Source organism: Ruegeria sp. YKSE079 (assembly GCF_059612845.1).
In genome coordinates this window covers 190,982-207,451 of record NZ_JBXWRJ010000001.1, presented here as the reverse complement: position 1 = coordinate 207,451, position 16,470 = coordinate 190,982, and the positions used below count along the sequence as shown (strand labels likewise).

Genomic DNA, 16,470 nt, shown 5'->3' with positions numbered 1-16,470 from the left:
TCAGAAATGCGAAACAAGGCAGTGTCGGAACACCACCCTCACGGGGTCGGTCGTTCCAGATTCAGGTGAACCAGATCCCGAAGTACATTCGCATTCCTCCATCCATGTGACAGGCGCACCCTAGCCGGAAAGATACCAGCCTGTCACCCCCTTAGGAACTATCGCGTCCGGGACAGTAACTCATCTCGCCCCAGCGTAAAACCTGAGTCGATCCAAACCGTCTCTAACTCGGCCAGTTTCGCGCCCAGCGCGGGGCCTTGGTAGTCAGGTATCAGATCCCGCGCCCTGATCGGAAACTGCGCATTCATTCCGGTTTTCAGCGCCTCATCCAGATCGGGTGTCCATGGCCGTTCCAGGAACGCGCATCTCAGCAGTAGGGCATTCATGCCGCCCTGCCACCCGTATCTGTACCCAACTTCGGCCGGTGAAGCTGCATTTGTCGCCGCATCATGCATACGGGTCAGGCGCTGCATCTGCGCCTTGCTCAATCGCAGTGTCGACACCATCGCCTGTTGCCCCAGCCCCGCAAGACGCCTTACCGGATCTGGAGAAATCCCGGCCTGAGCTTCGATCGCCACGAGGGGCGCAAGCGCGCGATCATCCGCGCCAGGCAGCACGCGGCCCAAAACGCCAGTGATCCGCATTGCGGCAACCGAAGGCGCCGGATCGGGCGCAGCCAGAAGTTTCATCAATTCCGCTCCAACCCGCTCACGCGACAGCTTCTCCAAACCATCCAGAGCGCTTCCGATGGCCGACATTGCCTCGGGGTCGAAGCCCCCCTCCTCGTCGCCATACCAGGCATGAAACCGGAAATAGCGCAGAGAGCGCAAATAGTCCTCGCGAATACGATCCTCGGCTTTGCCAATAAATCTTACCCGTCGCGCCTGCAGGTCGCACAATCCTCCAAGCGGGTCGATAATGGTTCCATCGGGCCGCGCATAAAGCGCGTTCATGGTGAAATCGCGGCGTGCAGCGTCCTCTTCGACCGTATCGGAATAGGCCACTACAGCCCGGCGGCCATCAGTTTCCACGTCACGGCGAAAGGTGGTGACCTCATGTGGGATGCCGTTGCTTACCAGGGTCACGGTGCCGTGGTCGATACCGGTGGGAACCGCCTTGATCCCCGCAGCCTCTGCCAGGGCGACAACGCGTTCAGGCCTTGCGTCGGTGGCGATGTCGATATCGGCAACCGGCGCGCCCAGCAGAGCGTTGCGCACGCATCCCCCGACAAACAGGGCCTGTGCACCACCGCCAGTCAGCGCCGCACATACCTTTTGCGTTGCCGGATCATGCACCCACGCGTCAGTAATCCGCGTCATTCATTCACCCGTGCCGCCAGCCCCCGCAACATCCGTGCGGTTGCACCCCAGATGTAGTAGGGGCCGAACGGAACGGTGAAATAGTGCCGCCGCTGGCCCCGCCAACGCCGCGATTCTACAATGTAGTTCTGCGGATTCAACACATGGCTCAGCGGCACTGAAAACACCTCTTCAACCTCACCAGGCTCCGGAATCGGGTCGAACCCGCGCTCCAAAACCGCAACAACCGGAGTGACGGTGAACGACGTTACCGTTTCGTGCGCGGGCAGTTGCCCCAGAATACGCGGCAAATCGAGCGGCAACCCGATTTCTTCCTGCGCTTCTCGCAAGGCGGTGGCGGTGACGTCAACATCACCTTCATCCTGCTTGCCACCGGGAAAGGCGATCTGGCCGGGGTGATGCTTCAGGGCCGAAGACCGTTTCGTCAGGATTACGCGCGGGCCGTCGCCGATAAGAGACACAGGCACCAGAACTCCCGCAGGGCGCAACTTGCGCCCCTCAGGCAGAACCGTGTCCGGGTTCAAATCGAAATCGCTTGACCCGGGGCCCGGACGGCTAAGCGCCGCCAACAGCAGGTCGACCGCGTCACGCACCGGTATCCGGGTCCGCTTCGAAGCCGACCGTTGCAGGATCAAGCACATAATGCGCACCGCAAAACTGGCAATCTGCAGTCACAGTTCCTTCGGGCGTGGTCATCTTCGCGATATCCTTGGCCGAATAGATCGACAGGCTTTGCCGTACGCGTTCCTCGGAACAGGTACACCCGAACTTGACCGGTTGCGTGTCATAGACGCGCGGCTGTTCCTCGTGAAACAGGCGTACTAAAAGTTCGGTCGGCTGTACCGACGGGCCGATCAGCTCCAGATCTTCAACGGTATCGAGCAGGATGTTGACCCGGCTCCAGTTTTCACCCTCCTCGCCATCCACAAGGTCATCGGCACTCAGAATCTCACCCGACCCGCCGCCAGAGGCCACGAAGGGCGACGCCTTGGGCATGTGCTGCAACATGATCCCGCCGGCACGCCAATGCTCGTTCACGCCGGGCTCCATCGATCTGCCGAAACTCAGCGAGAAACGCGTCGGCAACTGCTCAGACTGGGCAAAATAGGCCTCGGCGCAGGCGCTCAGCGAATCACCCGACAATGGCGTGATCCCCTGATAAGGCTGCGTACCTTTGCCCTGGTCGATCAGAATCGCGAAATACCCCTCGCCGACCTGATCGAAAGGTGCGCCCTCGCTCAGCCGATCACGGTCGAAACTGGCATAGGCCCGGATCTGCGCCGGTTCTCCCTCGATTTTTGGCGCATAGTAATCGGTCGCGATCATCCGCACTGGCCCCTTGGATTGCACCTGCAACGACAACTTCCAGCGAAGCGCGATGGTCTGCCCGATCAACGCGGTCAGCAAGGCCATCTCGGCCACCAGCGCTTCGACCTGAACGGGATAGTCGTGCTGCTTCAGAATGCCGTCCAACACCCCGTCCAGCCGGGCCACCCGACCACGCATGTCAGGCAGGTCAAGCTGAAAGGGCAGGACAGTGTCGTCCCACGCGATTTTCGTTCCAAGAGACATGGGGTTTCCTTAAACGCCGCAGGTTGGCATACCGCCACCATATAAGTCGAACTGATTTGGTTGAAAGGGGCCATACATGATCAGGCGTTTCGGTGAAACCCCCGAACCGGGCAGGACATACACCCGCCGCGTCGGGGTTTATGCCTTGTTGCCGCGTGGCAATGCACTGTTGTTGACCTGTCAGATGGAACCCGGCCCCGACCTGCAACTGCCGGGCGGCGGTATCGATCCCGGAGAATCGCCAATCACCGCCCTGCATCGCGAAGTCTATGAGGAAACCGGCTGGGTGATCGCGACGCCCAAACGCGTCGGCGCCTTTCGACGTTTCGCCTACATGCCGGAATACGACCTGTGGGCCGAAAAAATCTGTCTGATTTACCGCGCCCGCCCCGTGCGCCGCATGGGTCCGCCAACCGAATCGTTTCACGAGCCTTTGTGGATGGAGGCGGACGAAGCCTCCTACCGTCTGGGCAACGCTGGCGACCGCCATTTCGCCGACTGGCACGCTCAGGGTTTCTGACCGGCGGGTATTCTGCTGCATTCTGGTTTATTATACCCAGAGTCGATTTCCCGAAGGGCAAGAGAGGCTACGCCTGTTTCCTATGGTTGCGGTACGCCGTTATACTCAAAAAATGCGGCTGAAACATCGTCATCCAGCCCGTGCTCGGGCGACATGACCTGGGTCAACCTCCAGAACAGATCGTCCAAGAATTCCTGCCCGCTCAGATCCGGCCCGCATTGCCGCACGAGATCCAGCAACCCTTCCGGCTCCAACATTCCGCCATTCTCCAGACGGCATTCCGTGAAGCCGTCCGAATACAACAACAGCCTGTCACCGGGTTCCAGATAGGTTTCCACACGTTCATAGGTCACGTTCGGCAGCAACCCAATCGGAACGCCGCCTTCGCCAAGAAACTCTGCCTGTCCGTCGCGACGCAACACCAGAGGATGCGGATGGCCCGCCTGGACCATCTTCAGATGGCCATTCCTGAGATCGATGATAGCATAGGCCATGGTGAAATACTCCTCGACCCCGGTATCAGCGATCAGACGGGAATTGAGGGTTGCAGCCACCTCCTCGGGCGGCAGCAACGCATAGAAACGGTCAAACCGCTTTTCCATCGCTACGTTCTGGTCAAAATAAGTACTGGACAGATAGCCGCCCAACCGGGCCGTCATCATCGCCGAAGTGATCCCGTGCCCGGACACGTCGATGCTGTAAAACCCCAACCGGTTCACCCCCGGAGAAAACACGCCCACCAGATCCCCACCAATATGACCGCAAGGTTTGAGCAACAGGCTGACGCGCGACGTGCCAAATTCGCGAGTCAGCTCAGGCACCAGTGACTCCTGTATCTTTCGGGCCTGAATCAGATCTTTGTCGATGGCATCATGCGCCAGCCGCAACTCGCCCAGCGCCTTTTCAATGATGCGGTTCTTTTCGGACAATTCCCGCTGCATGCCCAGGATGCGGGCTCCTGCAGAGATACGGGCGCGCAGCTCATCCGCGCCCAGCGGCTTGATCAGGAAGTCATCCGCCCCTGCATCCAACCCCTGCGCCACTTCGTTCTTTTCGCTCTTTGAGGTCAACAGGATGAAATAGGCGTATTCCTCGTGCTCCAACGACCGGAACGCCTGACAAAACTCCAACCCGCTCATGCCGGGCATCACCCAGTCGCTGAGCACCAGATCGGGCGGGTTCTGGCGGCACACCGCGATCGCGGTTTCGCCACTGTCCGCCTCGATCACCTCGAAACCCCATTTTCTCAGAGAACCAACGAGAATGCGGCGTTGCAGGCGGCTGTCATCGACCACCAGAACCTTTCGAATTGCTCCGAATCCTTTCCCGGCCTGGGCTTCTGAATCCTTGATATTCAGCACCGAAAAAACCCCATTGCCTGCCTCAACTCGGATCGGGTTGAAACTAGGCGCCGCTATTTAACATATGATGAAACGCGATTGTGTCTGCGAAACGCCAAACCCCTTAACGGGTGTTGTCACGCTTGAGATGTCGACGCAATCTTGGTCAGTGCGGTTACCTCCGATCATACTGACTTGACGACGGTTATCGCACAAGCCGCCGAGGATATCCCCGTATTCGGATTGGTAAATGAACTGCATGCTACGGCGCTCAGCGGGCGTATTGGTGTGGACTGGCAGGATATGTGGTATGCCGTCGGGAAGTATCTCGCGGAACGGCACAACACCGGGTCACCACCCAAGACCGCAGTAATTATCTCTGGACCCACCGAAGCTGGCTGGACCGGGCCATTGGATCAAGGGTTGCGCGATGGTCTTACCGAGAGCTCCGTTGACGTCATCGACGTTTTTGGGGCGGACACGGGGTTGCGCCAGCAACTGGCGCTCGTCGAAACCGCGCTCGCGCTCTACCCCGACATCGACTACTTGATCGGCAGCGCAGCGGCGGCTGAAGCCGCGATTGGTTTGTTCGCGAATTCTCGTGCACCAATGCAACCGCAACTGATCTCGACATACATCAGCCAGACCGTTCTGCGCGGCTTGATGAATAGCAGCGTTCTGGCAGTTCCTTTCGACGATCCCGAATTGCAGGGGGTCATGGCTCTTAATCAAGCGGTTTCGATCCTGGCATCGGGTCGACCCGCTGGACTGGTCGGGCCGAAAATCACATTGCTTACAGCGTCCGACAATGATCTTGTCGATATCCGGATCTCTCCCTCTGAATACTTTCAGAGCATTCATTGATTCGCCCCGAAATATGCTTTTGCATAAATAGGAATTTGCTCGAACCAGGGTTTGGAACCCACCTGCTCACCAGGATTTTACGGCAGTTTCGGTTGTGTGGCAGACTGGCGAACCAAGCTGCAGATCGTATCGATCATTGCGCTCAGGTTTGAACGCGTTGACCTGGTGCAGCAAGGGCCGAGAGGCTGGCTGTGCGTCGTTACGAATCCGTGGCGGCAAGCTCGACCAGGGTCAGGCATAGGTTGGTCGCGACTGACATGTCCTGAACCGATATCCACTCCAGCGGGCCATGAATATTCTGCATTCCAGTGAACAAGTTTGGCGTCGGTACCCCAAGTTCGGTCAAACGCGAACCGTCCGTACCGCCTCGAATTGGAATCGAGACCGGTTCGACACCTATCCTGCGACTGGCGGCGCAGGCCAGGGCCACCGGCGTCATGTCTTTTTCCAGCCAATACCGCATATTGCGATATTGCGGCGTGATCTTGCATTCGATTTTTGCGCGTGGCTCCGAGCTTTGCACCGCTTCGCAGACCTGTCGCAAAAGTCGCCCCTTGGCCTCTAGGCCGTCAAGTTCGAAGTCGCGCAGGATCAGTTTGATTTTCATCTCCGACGATCCGCCGGTCATGTCGGTCGCATGGATGAACCCTTCTCGACCGTCGGTCACCTCTGGCGTCATTGTCGATTGTGGCAACATCGAAACGATCTTGGATGCCAGATGTATTGCGTTGACCAGCTTTCCCTTGGCCCAGCCAGGATGGATCGACACGCCTGAAACTGTGATTTCTGCGGCATCGGCGGAAAAGCTTTCGTACTCGATTTCTCCGACATTGCTGCCGTCGAAAGTATATGCAAACTCGGCAGCCAGATCCTTCGGAAGCCGCTCGCCTACCCCGCGCCCGATTTCCTCGTCCGGTGTAAATGCGATACGAATGGGGCCATGGGGTATCTGCGGGTTCTCCAAAAGATGCCGCGCGGCGGTCATGATGATTGCGACGCCGGCCTTGTCATCCGCCCCCAGCAAAGTCGTACCCGACGCGGTGACAAGGTCATGCCCAACCTTTTCACCCAGAGCAGGACAATCGTCAGGGGACAAAATAAGCGAGGGATTGTCCGGAAAACTGATATCGCCACCATTGTAGCCTTTGATCACCCTTGGTTTGACCCCGCTGGCATTGAACTGCGGCGCCGTGTCGACATGGGCCAGAAACCCGATGGTCGGACCGGACGTCGTTGCCGGAATTGTTCCCAGAACAACACCATAGTCCGTTAACTCGACATCCTGAGCGCCCATTCCGGCAAGCTCGGCCAGCAGCAAACGCAAGACATCAAGCTGAATGTCTGTACTGGGAGAGTTCGGCGATTCCGCATCGCTTTGGCTGTCGATGGCCGCATAACGGACAAGCCGGTCTTCAAGTTCCTGATCGAATTGCATCTTCGCCCCGCCTCCTTCTGCATTTAGCGAACAAGGCGCTTGGAGAGCAAACAAGTCAAGCCATGTCACTACGTGCGGGCAGACCCGCAACTAATCGTTGACGGAATTATGTCTATTCCTGAAAGTGAATATGGTACGCATAACAAGTATTGAACGGGGAGGAGACAATGAAACGCAGAGATTTTGTGAAAGCGGGTGTAACGGGCGTTGCGGCCACGGCATTGGCAAGCCCGGCGATTGCACAGGATATCCGGCAATGGAAGATGGTCACCGCGTGGCCCAAGAACCTGCCGGGGCCGGGCGTTGCTGCGCAGATGCTGGCGGATCGGATCACCAACCTGTCCGGCGGACGCATCGAAGTGAAACTGTTCGCCGCCGGAGAGCTGGTGCCGGGGCGCGGTGTGTTCGACGCGGTCTCGGAGGGGACGGCAGAGCTTTACCACGCGGTTCCAGCCTATTGGGGGTCCAAGTCCAAGGGCATCCTGTTGTTCGGGTCGCAGCCGTTTGGCCTCAGGGCCGACGAGCAATTCGGCTGGCTTTATCACGGTGGCGGTCAGGCCCTGTATGACGAAATGTACGGACGTTTCGGATTAAAGCCATTTCTGTGCGGCAACTCCGGCCCGCAATGGCAGGGCTGGTTCCGGGACGAAATCAATTCCGTCGATGATCTCAAGGGGCTCAAATTCCGCACCACCGGTCTTGCGTCCGAGATGTGCTCCAAGCTCGGCATGGCGGTGCAAGCCATGGGCGGGCGCGACATGTTTCAGGCGCTGCAGACCGGTGCGCTGGACGCCGGAGAGTTCATCGGCCCGTGGACGGACAGCGCGCTCGGCTTCTTCCAGGTTGCCAAGAACTATTACTGGCCGGGCGTGGGTGAGCCGTCTTCAGCGGAGGAATGTGCGGTCAATCTCGAGGTCTATTCTGGGCTGCCGGACGATTTGAAGCAGGCCGTCAGTTTTGCCTGCGAAAGCCTCTATAATCCGGTCTGGACCGAATACACCACCAAGCACGCACAGGCGCTTGCGGCCATGGTCGCAAACGAAGGGGTGCAGGTCAGGCAGCTTCCGGACGACGTGGTCGTTGCCATGGGTGTTGCCGCGGCAGAGGTCATGGAAGACCTTGCCAATGACGACGACGAACTGGTGCGCCGCATCACTCAGAACTTTGTAGATTACCGCGATTCTGTCGGGGCCTACATGACCTTTGCCGACAACGGGCAAATGAACGCCCGCGCAAGCGTTCTGGGCTATTGAGTCATCGGGCGATCAGCCTGAACCGATGCGTGAACATGCGCATCGGTTCTTTTTGAGGTGGTGATGAAAAGGCTCATCGAGACGCTTGACGGCATCAATCGTGCAACCGGTCTGGCGGTGCGCTGGTTCGCACTGGCAATGCTACTGATTCAATTTGCCATTGTCGTCGCGCGCTATGCCTTCGGTTTCAGCACTATCGCAACGCAAGAGTCAGTTCTTTATCTGCATTCAACCCTGTTCATGTTGGGGGCGGGTTACACGCTTTTGGTGGACGGTCACGTTCGGGTCGACATTTTCTATGCCAAGCTCGGGCCGACGGGCCGTCGGCGTATCGACCTTGCGGGGCATGTTTTCCTGCTTATGCCCGCGATGATCATGATCTTCTACTGGTCCTGGCCTGCGGTCCGAAATTCCTGGAAGATTCTGGAAGGCCCGATCTCGGTCGGTGGGATCAAAGCAGTGTTTCTGCTGAAGTCATTGATACCGCTTTTCTGCGTCCTCGTCCTGCTTCAATCTGTGGCCTGCGTCCTGCGGCTTTTGGCGGAAAGGCCACGCGATGGCTGAATACCTGGACCTGATCATGTTCGCGGGGTTGGTCGCCGTCATCCTGTCTGGCTTTCCGGTGGCGTTCAGCATCGCAGGCACCGCCATTCTGTTTGCGCTGTTGGGGTGGGTCCTCGGCGTGATGGACCTGTCCCTGCTTGGCGCAATGTCGCAGCGTATCTATGGTCTTTTGACCAACAACGTCCTGATCGCGATTCCGCTCTTTGTTCTGATGGGAGCAGTCCTTGAGAAAAGCCGGATCGCCGAAGACATGCTGGACACGATGGGCCGATCCTTCGGGCAGCTCAGGGGCGGTTTGGGTATCTCGGTGGTGTTGGTCGGCATGCTGCTGGCCGCTTCGACGGGAATCGTGGGGGCGACAGTTGTCGCGATGGGGATGATCGCCCTGCCTTCCATGCTGCGGGCCGGGTATGATCCCCGTGTTGCGTCAGGCATCGTCTGTTCCGCCGGAACCCTGGGGCAGATCATCCCGCCCTCGACACTGTTGATCATCCTGTCTGACGTGGTGTCGAACGCCTATCAGCAAGCCCAGTATGAACTTGGCAAGTTTTCCATCGAAACCATCTCTGTCGGTCAGGTCTTTGCCTCGGCTCTGCTTCCCGGTCTGACAATGGTCGCCCTGTACATTCTATATATCCTTGCGCGCGGTATGCTTCGCCCGAACGATTTACCGCCATCGCCGGGAAATGGTCGCAAGCCTGATCTGAACGAAATATCTCGCGCGATCCTGCCCGCGTTCCTTCTCATTCTTGCAGTGTTGGGCGCAATCCTCAGCGGCATCGCATCACCGACCGAGGCAGCTTCGGTCGGCGGAATTGGCGCCGCGCTTCTGGCCGCGGAAAGAACTGGCGAGCGCAAGCGTCTGTTGTTTATTGGGGTTACCGCGCTGACCCTTTTGGCACTTGGCGCCGGCCTTTTTCCCGTTCGGTTTCAACGCAGTGACCTTACCGGATTCGAGGCTGGTGTCGGAATTGTCTATCTTGCCCTTGCCGTTGTCGGCGGTGTTTCCATCCTGTCGGCAGTCCGCTCGCTTACTGCACATAAGATCATTCAGCCTGCGCTGACGTCGACCTTGACGATGACCTCGATGATCTTCGCAACAATCTTGGCGGCCGGGGTTTTTTCACTCGTATTCATCGGGCTGGGCGGCGAAGACCGCGTGGCGGCTATTCTGCAGAAACTTCCGGGGGGCGCGAATGGCGCACTTCTTTTCTGCATGTTGTTTATCTTCATTCTCGGCTTCTTTCTGGATTTTGTCGAAATCTCTGTGATCGTACTGCCGCTTGTATTGCCGACCTTGATCGTCATGGGGCACGATCCGATCTGGCTGTCAGTTCTGATCGCAATCAATCTGCAAACATCGTTCCTGACGCCGCCTTTCGGCTTTTCGTTGTTCTACTTGCGGGGCGCAGCTCCACCCGAGGTGACAACCGCACATATCTATGCCGGAGTGGCGCCCTTCATCCTGCTACAAGCCGTGGCGGTCGCAATCATCTGGTTCGTTCCGCAAATCGCCACAGTCCTGCCTGCCCTATTGTTCTGAACAAGCCCAGGCGGCTTGGTGCTGTACACGGTTGACATTCTGCCAATTTTTAGTTAACAAGTGAAGTAGTGAGGGGATACTATGCCGCATTTCAACATCGAGTATTCCAGAAACCTGGAGCAGATCGTCGATATGGCGGCCCTGTGCAACACGCTTCGGCTGGCAGGGATTGAAACGGGTGTTTTTCCCCTGGCCGGGATCAGGGTACGCGCCTTTGCCTGCGATTTCTGTTCGATCGCGGACGGTGATCCGAAACACGGGTTCATTGACATTTCCGTCCGTCTTCGTGCGGGCCGAACTTTGGATGTCAAGAAGGACGCCACACATCGCATATTCGAGGCCGCCCAAGCGTTTCTTGCACCAGCCATGGCGCACCACTCGATCGCCCTGTCGCTGGAGATACGCGACATAGACCCGGACCTTTCTGCAAAGACCGGGACCATCCGGGACCATCTGGAGCACTCGCAATGACCGTATTGGACGACAACCTCGCGAAACTCGACAGCTACCTTTCCCGCTTTCGCGAAACCGGTATTCGCAACCGGATCGCAGGTCAGGATCGAAACGGGTCGGGTGGCGTGTTTCGGACTGTGTCTCCAGTCGACAAGTCAGTCATTTGCGATGTCGCCCACGGGACAGCCGCCGACATAGATGCGGCGGCCGAAGCTGCGGCAGGCGCGTTCGAAAGCTGGCGTGACATGGCCGCGACCGAGCGGCGGAAAATCCTGCTGAACATCGCGGAGTGTATCGAAGCGCGGGCCGAGGAAATCGCCCTTTGCGAATGCTGGGACACCGGTCAAACCCTTCGCTTCATGTCCAAGGCGGCGTTGCGCGGGGCCGAGAATTTCCGCTATTTCGCCGATCAGGTGGTGCAGGCCCGCGACGGCCAGCACTTGAAATCGTCCACGTTGATGAACATCACCACACGCGTGCCGATTGGCCCGGTCGGTGTCATCACACCGTGGAACACGCCGTTCATGCTGTCGACATGGAAAATCGCTCCGGCGCTGGCCGCAGGTTGCACTGTGGTCCACAAGCCCGCAGAGGCCAGTCCCCTGACCGCCCGCCTGCTGGTCGAGATCGCTGAAGAGGCCGGCTTGCCGCCCGGCGTGCTGAACACCGTCAACGGCTTTGGCGAAGAGGCCGGGAAACGATTGACCGAGCACCCTCTGATCAAGGCCATCGCCTTTGTCGGCGAAAGCCGCACCGGGTCGATCATCACCAAACAGGGCGCGGATACGCTCAAACGGATGCACCTGGAACTTGGCGGTAAGAACCCGGTCATCGTCTTTGATGACGCCGATCTTGACCGCGCGCTGGACGCGGTGATCTTCATGATCTACTCGATCAATGGTGAGCGCTGTACGTCATCTTCACGTCTGTTGGTGCAGGACACCATCAAGGAGGAATTCGAGACCAGGCTGGTCGAACGCGTCAACACAATCAAGGTCGGCCATCCGCTCGACCCGACAACCGAAATCGGCCCGCTGGTGACCGAAGAACATTTCGAAAAGGTCACATCCTATTTTGACATCGCCAGATCAGACGGCGCGACCATCGCTGCGGGCGGAACCACCGTTGGCGACGAGGGTTTTTTCGTCCGCCCTACCCTCTTCACCAATGCAAGCAACAACATGCGTATTGCGCAAGAAGAGATCTTCGGCCCGGTCCTGACGTCAATACCCTTTTCGAGCGAAGAAGAAGCGCTGCACATTGCCAACGACACGCCCTATGGTCTGACAGGATATGTCTGGACCAACGACCTGACCCGCGCCCTGCGCTTTACCGACAGGCTCGAAGCAGGGATGATCTGGGTAAACTCGGAAAACGTCCGCCACTTGCCCACACCGTTCGGGGGGGTCAAGGCCAGTGGTATCGGCCGCGATGGCGGCGACTGGAGTTTTGAGTTTTACATGGAACAGAAGCATATCGGTTTCGCAACCGGCCAGCACAAGATCATGCGGCTGGGCGCCTGACTACCAGCGACACTTCGGGAGGAACCCAAAATGGGAGAAATCGTACTCGCCGCCAAGATGACCCACGTGCCGACATTGTTGATGTCGGAGCAGGAAGGCCCGATCAAGGGCAAAAGGCAGCCCGCCATTGACGGCCACCGCGAAATCGCCCGCCGCGCCAAGGCGTTGGGCGCTGATACCGTCGTGATCTGCGACACTCATTGGGTGATCAACGCAGGCTTTCACATCAATGCGAACGCCAGGTTCGAAGGGTTGTTTACCTCGAATGAGTTTCCACAATTCATTCAGGATTTGCCGTACTCCTACGACGGCAATCCGGAGCTTGGCGACGCCATTGCCAAAGTGGCATCAGACAAGGGTGTCTATACGCTTGCGCATCACCTGGACAGTCTGGAACTGGAATATGGCACATTGGTGCCAATGCGGTTCATGAGCCGCGAACACGACATGAAGGTCGTCTCGGTCGCCGCCTGGGCCACCGTACATGACCATTCCGAAAGCCGCCTCATCGGCGAGGCGATCCGCGAGGCCGTCGAAGCCAGCGACAGCAAGGTGTTGCTTGTCGCCTCTGGCTCTTTGTCTCACAAGATCTGGGCCAACAAGGACTATGCCGCCAATAACGGCACCTTCACCATCAGTTCCGAGTTCAACCGCCAAGTCGACCTGCATGTACTGGAGATGTGGAAGAATGGCGATCACGCGACCTTCCTGAAGATGCTGGGTGATTATGCGACCTTCTGCTGTGGCGAGGGATCCATGCATGACACGTCGATGCTGTACGGTGCTCTGGGATGGGACGACTACACAGGCAAATGTGAGGTCGTGACCGAGTATTTCCCCTCATCCGGCACCGGGCAAACCAACGTCATCTTTCCGGTTCAATAGCAAAGGCAAACCATGCGATTTGCGAGTTTCATTGCCGAGGGCAAGACATACTATGGCGCTATCACCGACGGCGGCGCGGTAGCCCTGTCGCCGAACTTCCCCAATTGGCCCACACTCCTTGACGTCATCCGGGATGGCGGATTGGATCAGCTTGAAGTCGCCGCACAGGGTTGCCCGGTCACACACACCGATTTCTCTTACGATATTCCGCTGCCCAACGCGCCTCGCATCCTGTGTGTCGGGGTGAACTTTCCCGACCGAAATTCAGAATACAAAGACGGCAGTGCGCAACCCGAGTATATGTCCCTGTTCCCACGTTTCGCCAGCGGATTCACCGGACACAATCTGCCTCTGATCCGCCCGCCGGAGAACCACACATTGGACTACGAAGGCGAGGTGGCAATTGTCATCGGCAAGACCGGACGTCGCATCAAGGCTGAGGATGCATACGGACACATTGCCGCGCTGACGCTGTGCAACGAAGGCACCATTCGCGATTGGGTCCGGCACGCGAAGTTCAATGTCACGCAAGGCAAGAATTGGGACAAATCCGGCGCGCTTGGCCCTTGGTTGGTCCCCTTCCGTGATCCTGCCCAATTGGACGATGCCCGGATCATAACGAGGGTGAATGGCCAAGAACGCCAAAACGACACCCTCAACCGCATGATCTTCCCGATCCGCGAGGAAATCGCCTATATCTCTACCTTCATGACGCTGCGGCCCGGTGACATCATCATCACCGGAACACCAACCGGTGCGGGCGCGCGGTTCGATCCACCACGCTACCTTGAACCGGGTGACGTGGTCGAAGTCGAAGTTGGCGGCATTGGCATCCTGCGCAACGGTGTGGCAGACGAACAGCCATGACTCCGCAAGATCACGCCCGTGCCGCCGCCGATTTGCTGACCGCCGAACGCGAGCGTACCCAGATCGGCCTGCTCAGCCTGCGCCATCCGGACATGACCATGGATGACGCCTATGCCATACAAAATGAAATCCAGCGCGCCAAACTGGCGCAGGGCCGAAAGGTGATCGGCTGGAAAATCGGCCTGACATCGAAGGCCATGCAATATGCGCTGAACATCGATATTCCCGACAGTGGAATTTTGTTCGACGATATGGCGTTCGAAAACGAAAGCACGGTGCCAAAAGGGCGGTTCATCCAGCCCCGGATCGAGGCTGAGATCGCGTTTGTGATGAAATCCGCCATCGGCGGCGTAAATGTCACCCGCGAAGAAGTCATTGCGGCCACTGACTGTGTCGTGCCTGCGCTCGAAATCCTTGATACCCGAATTCTGCGGGTCGATCCGGACACCGGAACAGCCCGCAACGTATGCGACACGATCAGCGACAACGCCGCCAATGCCGGGATCGTTCTGGGTGCCGAACGACACGCCATCAACGCCTTTGACCTTCGCTGGGTTGGCGCCCTTACATTCCGCAATGGCGAGATCGAGGAAACCGGGCTTGGCGCCGGTGTTTTGAACGACCCCGTCGAAAGCGTCGTCTGGCTGGCCCGCCGCATGGCGGAGTTCAGCCAGAGGATTGAACCCGGTCACATCATTCTATCGGGCAGCTTCATTCGACCCGTGGAATGCCCTTCCGGTTCCGAGATTCATGCGGATTTCGGTCGCTTCGGCTCGGTCGAAATCGGCTTTGAGTGAAAACGCCCGTTACTTCTCGGCGGCCGTGACGATGATTTCGACGCGCAGTGTGTCGCGCGCCAACCTGGCCTCGCCGCAAGCGCGCGCGGGGGCGTGGCCCTCGGGCACCCAAGCATCCCATACAGCGTTCATCTCGGCAAAATCGGCCATGTCCGCCAGCCAGACGATTGCCTGCAAAATCCGGGTTTTGTCCGTTCCCGCCTGTTCCAGCAGCGCCTCGACACGGGACAGGCAATCGCGCGTCTGATCCGCGACGGTCTCACCGTCTCCTACCTGACCGCACAGGTAGACGGTGCCATTGTGCTTGACGATCTTGCTCATGCGCTGGCCGGTTTCGATGCGTGTGATGGTCATTCCGAAAGCTCCTGGTTTTTTCGGCTCTATGAACCTTGCAACCCCACCGGTCAATGCGATTTTTGCCCTGACCCACACGCGCAGGTCAGGGCAGATTGGTCAGCTGTAGCGATAAGGCCGCCCGGCCTTTTGCATGTCGGCGTTATACTGTTTGAATATCTGGACCACCTTGGCCTTGGTCTCGGATTCGGCGGCGATCTCGTCCCAGAATTTCGTTGCGGCGGCTTCGACTTGCGCCCATTCCGCATCCGGAATCGAGGTAAGCTGCATCTTGGTTCCGTTGACCCGTAGCGATGCCTCGCCGCCCCAATACCACCACTGGCGATAATAGTGGGATTGCTCACAGCATACCTTGAACAACAGCTTCAGATCCTCCGGCAATTCCTCCCAACGTTCGTTATTGGCAAAGAAGTGGCCAATCCACGCTCCTGAAATGTTGTTGGTCAGGAAATAGTTGGTCACATCCGCCCAACCGACGGTGTAATCCTCGGTAATCCCGGACCAGGCAATACCATCCAGTTCGCCGGTCTGAACCGCAACTTCGATATCCTCCCACGGGAGGGTGACAGGCACCACGCCGAACTGGCTGAGGAACCGGCCTGCGGTCGGGAAAGTAAAGACACGCTTGCCCTGCAGATCGGCCAGCGAGTTGATCGGGTCCTTGGTGGCGAAATGACAAGGGTCCCACGAACCGGCACTGATATGCTTGACGCCGACCTTGGAATATTCCTCGTCCCATATTTCGTTCAGGCCGTACTGATTGAACAGTACAGGCACATCCAGAGAATAACGCGAAGCAAAGGGGAAATACCCACCGAAAACTGTCACTTCGGTGGGCGAGGCCATCGAGTCGTCGTCCGATTGCACCGCGTCGATAGTGCCCCGCTGCATGGCGCGAAACAACTCGCCGGTGGGCACCAGCTGATCGGCATAAAACAGCTCGATCTGCATCCGGTCTCCGGCAATCTGGTTGAACAGGTTGATCGCCGGATCGACCACATGTTCGGCCAGCGCAGGGCCGGCATAGGTCTGCATCCGCCACTTGATCGTCGATTGCGCCAGCGCCGGTGCGGCCAGCGATGCTGCAGGAACAACTGCGGCCCCTTTCAAAAACTTACGTCTTGTCGTCATTTTCTCTCTCCCAGTTGAAATCAACGAATTGCTCTCTCATAAGCCCCGGT

17 protein-coding genes are annotated in these 16,470 nt (G+C 58.2%); 10 read left to right on the top strand and 7 right to left on the bottom strand.

All coding sequences use genetic code 11. The features are described from left to right. Window positions 1–158: 158 nt before the first annotated feature. The 3 genes from AC2FMY_RS01005 to hslO are packed head-to-tail and all read right to left on the bottom strand — an operon-like array spanning window position 159 to window position 2,891. A complete protein-coding gene (locus AC2FMY_RS01005; protein WP_496806871.1) occupies window positions 159–1,319 on the bottom strand; it encodes a CCA tRNA nucleotidyltransferase in 1,161 nt (386 codons plus the stop codon). After that, window positions 1,316–1,912, bottom strand: a complete 597-nt coding sequence (locus AC2FMY_RS01000; protein WP_480750088.1) for a CoA pyrophosphatase — start codon at window positions 1,910–1,912, stop codon at window positions 1,316–1,318. Before AC2FMY_RS01000 ends, AC2FMY_RS01005 begins: the two co-directional genes overlap by 4 nt. After that, window positions 1,905–2,891: an Hsp33 family molecular chaperone HslO gene (hslO, locus tag AC2FMY_RS00995; protein WP_480750087.1), complete on the bottom strand. Its 987-nt coding sequence runs from the start codon at window positions 2,889–2,891 to the stop codon at window positions 1,905–1,907. The genes AC2FMY_RS01000 and hslO overlap by 8 nt, the downstream gene beginning before the upstream one ends. Window positions 2,892–2,967: 76 nt before the next feature. Between hslO and AC2FMY_RS00990 the strand changes: the two genes are divergently transcribed. After that, window positions 2,968–3,411 carry an NUDIX hydrolase gene (locus tag AC2FMY_RS00990; RefSeq protein ID WP_480750086.1) on the top strand — a complete coding sequence of 148 codons (444 nt, stop codon included), beginning with the start codon at window positions 2,968–2,970 and terminating at the stop codon, window positions 3,409–3,411. 80 nt (window positions 3,412–3,491) lie between these two features. On the opposite strand, the gene AC2FMY_RS00985 is transcribed toward AC2FMY_RS00990, so the two are convergent. Next, the gene (locus AC2FMY_RS00985) at window positions 3,492–4,772 is read right to left on the bottom strand and encodes a PP2C family protein-serine/threonine phosphatase (protein ID WP_480750085.1); all 1,281 of its coding nucleotides are present in this window, start codon (window positions 4,770–4,772) and stop codon (window positions 3,492–3,494) included. A gap of 138 nt (window positions 4,773–4,910) precedes the next feature. Here AC2FMY_RS00985 and torT point away from each other — a divergent pair, with 138 nt between their 5' ends. Then, on the top strand, window positions 4,911–5,615 hold the full coding sequence (torT, locus tag AC2FMY_RS00980) for a TMAO reductase system periplasmic protein TorT (RefSeq protein WP_496748232.1): 705 nt from the start codon (window positions 4,911–4,913) through the stop codon (window positions 5,613–5,615). 199 nt (window positions 5,616–5,814) lie between these two features. On the opposite strand, the gene pepT is transcribed toward torT, so the two are convergent. Next, window positions 5,815–7,050 carry a peptidase T gene (gene pepT, locus AC2FMY_RS00975; protein WP_496748219.1) on the bottom strand — a complete coding sequence of 412 codons (1,236 nt, stop codon included), beginning with the start codon at window positions 7,048–7,050 and terminating at the stop codon, window positions 5,815–5,817. A gap of 167 nt (window positions 7,051–7,217) precedes the next feature. On the opposite strand from pepT, the gene AC2FMY_RS00970 reads away from it, so the two are divergent. From AC2FMY_RS00970 to hpaH, 8 genes are all read left to right on the top strand, one after another. Continuing rightward, complete coding sequence (locus AC2FMY_RS00970) at window positions 7,218–8,303, top strand: TRAP transporter substrate-binding protein (RefSeq protein ID WP_480750083.1); 1,086 nt, start codon at window positions 7,218–7,220, stop codon at window positions 8,301–8,303. A gap of 63 nt (window positions 8,304–8,366) precedes the next feature. Then, complete coding sequence (locus AC2FMY_RS00965) at window positions 8,367–8,867, top strand: TRAP transporter small permease subunit (protein WP_496748221.1); 501 nt, start codon at window positions 8,367–8,369, stop codon at window positions 8,865–8,867. After that, a complete protein-coding gene (locus AC2FMY_RS00960) occupies window positions 8,860–10,410 on the top strand; it encodes a TRAP transporter large permease (RefSeq protein WP_480750081.1) in 1,551 nt (516 codons plus the stop codon). The genes AC2FMY_RS00965 and AC2FMY_RS00960 overlap by 8 nt, the downstream gene beginning before the upstream one ends. A gap of 81 nt (window positions 10,411–10,491) precedes the next feature. Continuing rightward, entirely contained in the window at window positions 10,492–10,881 is a 390-nt protein-coding gene (locus AC2FMY_RS00955) for a 5-carboxymethyl-2-hydroxymuconate Delta-isomerase (RefSeq protein ID WP_496748224.1), read from the top strand. Continuing rightward, window positions 10,878–12,386 (top strand): 5-carboxymethyl-2-hydroxymuconate semialdehyde dehydrogenase, encoded by a 1,509-nt coding sequence (hpaE, locus tag AC2FMY_RS00950; RefSeq protein ID WP_496806870.1) that lies wholly within the window; start codon window positions 10,878–10,880, stop codon window positions 12,384–12,386. The genes AC2FMY_RS00955 and hpaE overlap by 4 nt, the downstream gene beginning before the upstream one ends. 30 nt (window positions 12,387–12,416) lie before the next feature. Continuing rightward, complete coding sequence (gene hpaD, locus AC2FMY_RS00945) at window positions 12,417–13,271, top strand: 3,4-dihydroxyphenylacetate 2,3-dioxygenase (RefSeq protein WP_480750078.1); 855 nt, start codon at window positions 12,417–12,419, stop codon at window positions 13,269–13,271. Between the two features lie 12 nt (window positions 13,272–13,283). Continuing rightward, complete coding sequence (locus AC2FMY_RS00940) at window positions 13,284–14,138, top strand: fumarylacetoacetate hydrolase family protein (protein WP_496806869.1); 855 nt, start codon at window positions 13,284–13,286, stop codon at window positions 14,136–14,138. Then, window positions 14,135–14,935 carry a 2-oxo-hept-4-ene-1,7-dioate hydratase gene (hpaH, locus tag AC2FMY_RS00935; protein ID WP_496748228.1) on the top strand — a complete coding sequence of 267 codons (801 nt, stop codon included), beginning with the start codon at window positions 14,135–14,137 and terminating at the stop codon, window positions 14,933–14,935. Before AC2FMY_RS00940 ends, hpaH begins: the two co-directional genes overlap by 4 nt. A 9-nt stretch (window positions 14,936–14,944) precedes the next feature. Here the strand turns inward: hpaH and AC2FMY_RS00930 are convergent, their stop codons facing one another. Next, window positions 14,945–15,289 carry a RidA family protein gene (locus AC2FMY_RS00930; protein ID WP_480750075.1) on the bottom strand — a complete coding sequence of 115 codons (345 nt, stop codon included), beginning with the start codon at window positions 15,287–15,289 and terminating at the stop codon, window positions 14,945–14,947. 99 nt (window positions 15,290–15,388) lie between these two features. Continuing rightward, the gene (locus AC2FMY_RS00925) at window positions 15,389–16,420 is read right to left on the bottom strand and encodes a TRAP transporter substrate-binding protein (protein ID WP_480750074.1); all 1,032 of its coding nucleotides are present in this window, start codon (window positions 16,418–16,420) and stop codon (window positions 15,389–15,391) included. Between the last annotated feature and the right edge of the window lie 50 nt (window positions 16,421–16,470).

Coding starts and splice junctions, on each gene's coding strand:
- AC2FMY_RS00965 (WP_496748221.1), top strand. CDS start 8,367: ATGAAAAGGCTCATCGAGACGCTTGACGGCATCAATCGTGCAACCGGT.
- AC2FMY_RS00930 (WP_480750075.1), bottom strand. CDS start 15,289: ATGACCATCACACGCATCGAAACCGGCCAGCGCATGAGCAAGATCGTC.
- AC2FMY_RS00970 (WP_480750083.1), top strand. CDS start 7,218: ATGAAACGCAGAGATTTTGTGAAAGCGGGTGTAACGGGCGTTGCGGCC.
- pepT (WP_496748219.1), bottom strand. CDS start 7,050: ATGCAATTCGATCAGGAACTTGAAGACCGGCTTGTCCGTTATGCGGCC.
- AC2FMY_RS00990 (WP_480750086.1), top strand. CDS start 2,968: ATGATCAGGCGTTTCGGTGAAACCCCCGAACCGGGCAGGACATACACC.
- AC2FMY_RS01005 (WP_496806871.1), bottom strand. CDS start 1,319: ATGACGCGGATTACTGACGCGTGGGTGCATGATCCGGCAACGCAAAAG.
- hslO (WP_480750087.1), bottom strand. CDS start 2,891: ATGTCTCTTGGAACGAAAATCGCGTGGGACGACACTGTCCTGCCCTTT.
- hpaH (WP_496748228.1), top strand. CDS start 14,135: ATGACTCCGCAAGATCACGCCCGTGCCGCCGCCGATTTGCTGACCGCC.
- AC2FMY_RS00940 (WP_496806869.1), top strand. CDS start 13,284: ATGCGATTTGCGAGTTTCATTGCCGAGGGCAAGACATACTATGGCGCT.
- AC2FMY_RS00955 (WP_496748224.1), top strand. CDS start 10,492: ATGCCGCATTTCAACATCGAGTATTCCAGAAACCTGGAGCAGATCGTC.
- hpaD (WP_480750078.1), top strand. CDS start 12,417: ATGGGAGAAATCGTACTCGCCGCCAAGATGACCCACGTGCCGACATTG.
- AC2FMY_RS00925 (WP_480750074.1), bottom strand. CDS start 16,420: ATGACGACAAGACGTAAGTTTTTGAAAGGGGCCGCAGTTGTTCCTGCA.
- AC2FMY_RS00960 (WP_480750081.1), top strand. CDS start 8,860: ATGGCTGAATACCTGGACCTGATCATGTTCGCGGGGTTGGTCGCCGTC.
- hpaE (WP_496806870.1), top strand. CDS start 10,878: ATGACCGTATTGGACGACAACCTCGCGAAACTCGACAGCTACCTTTCC.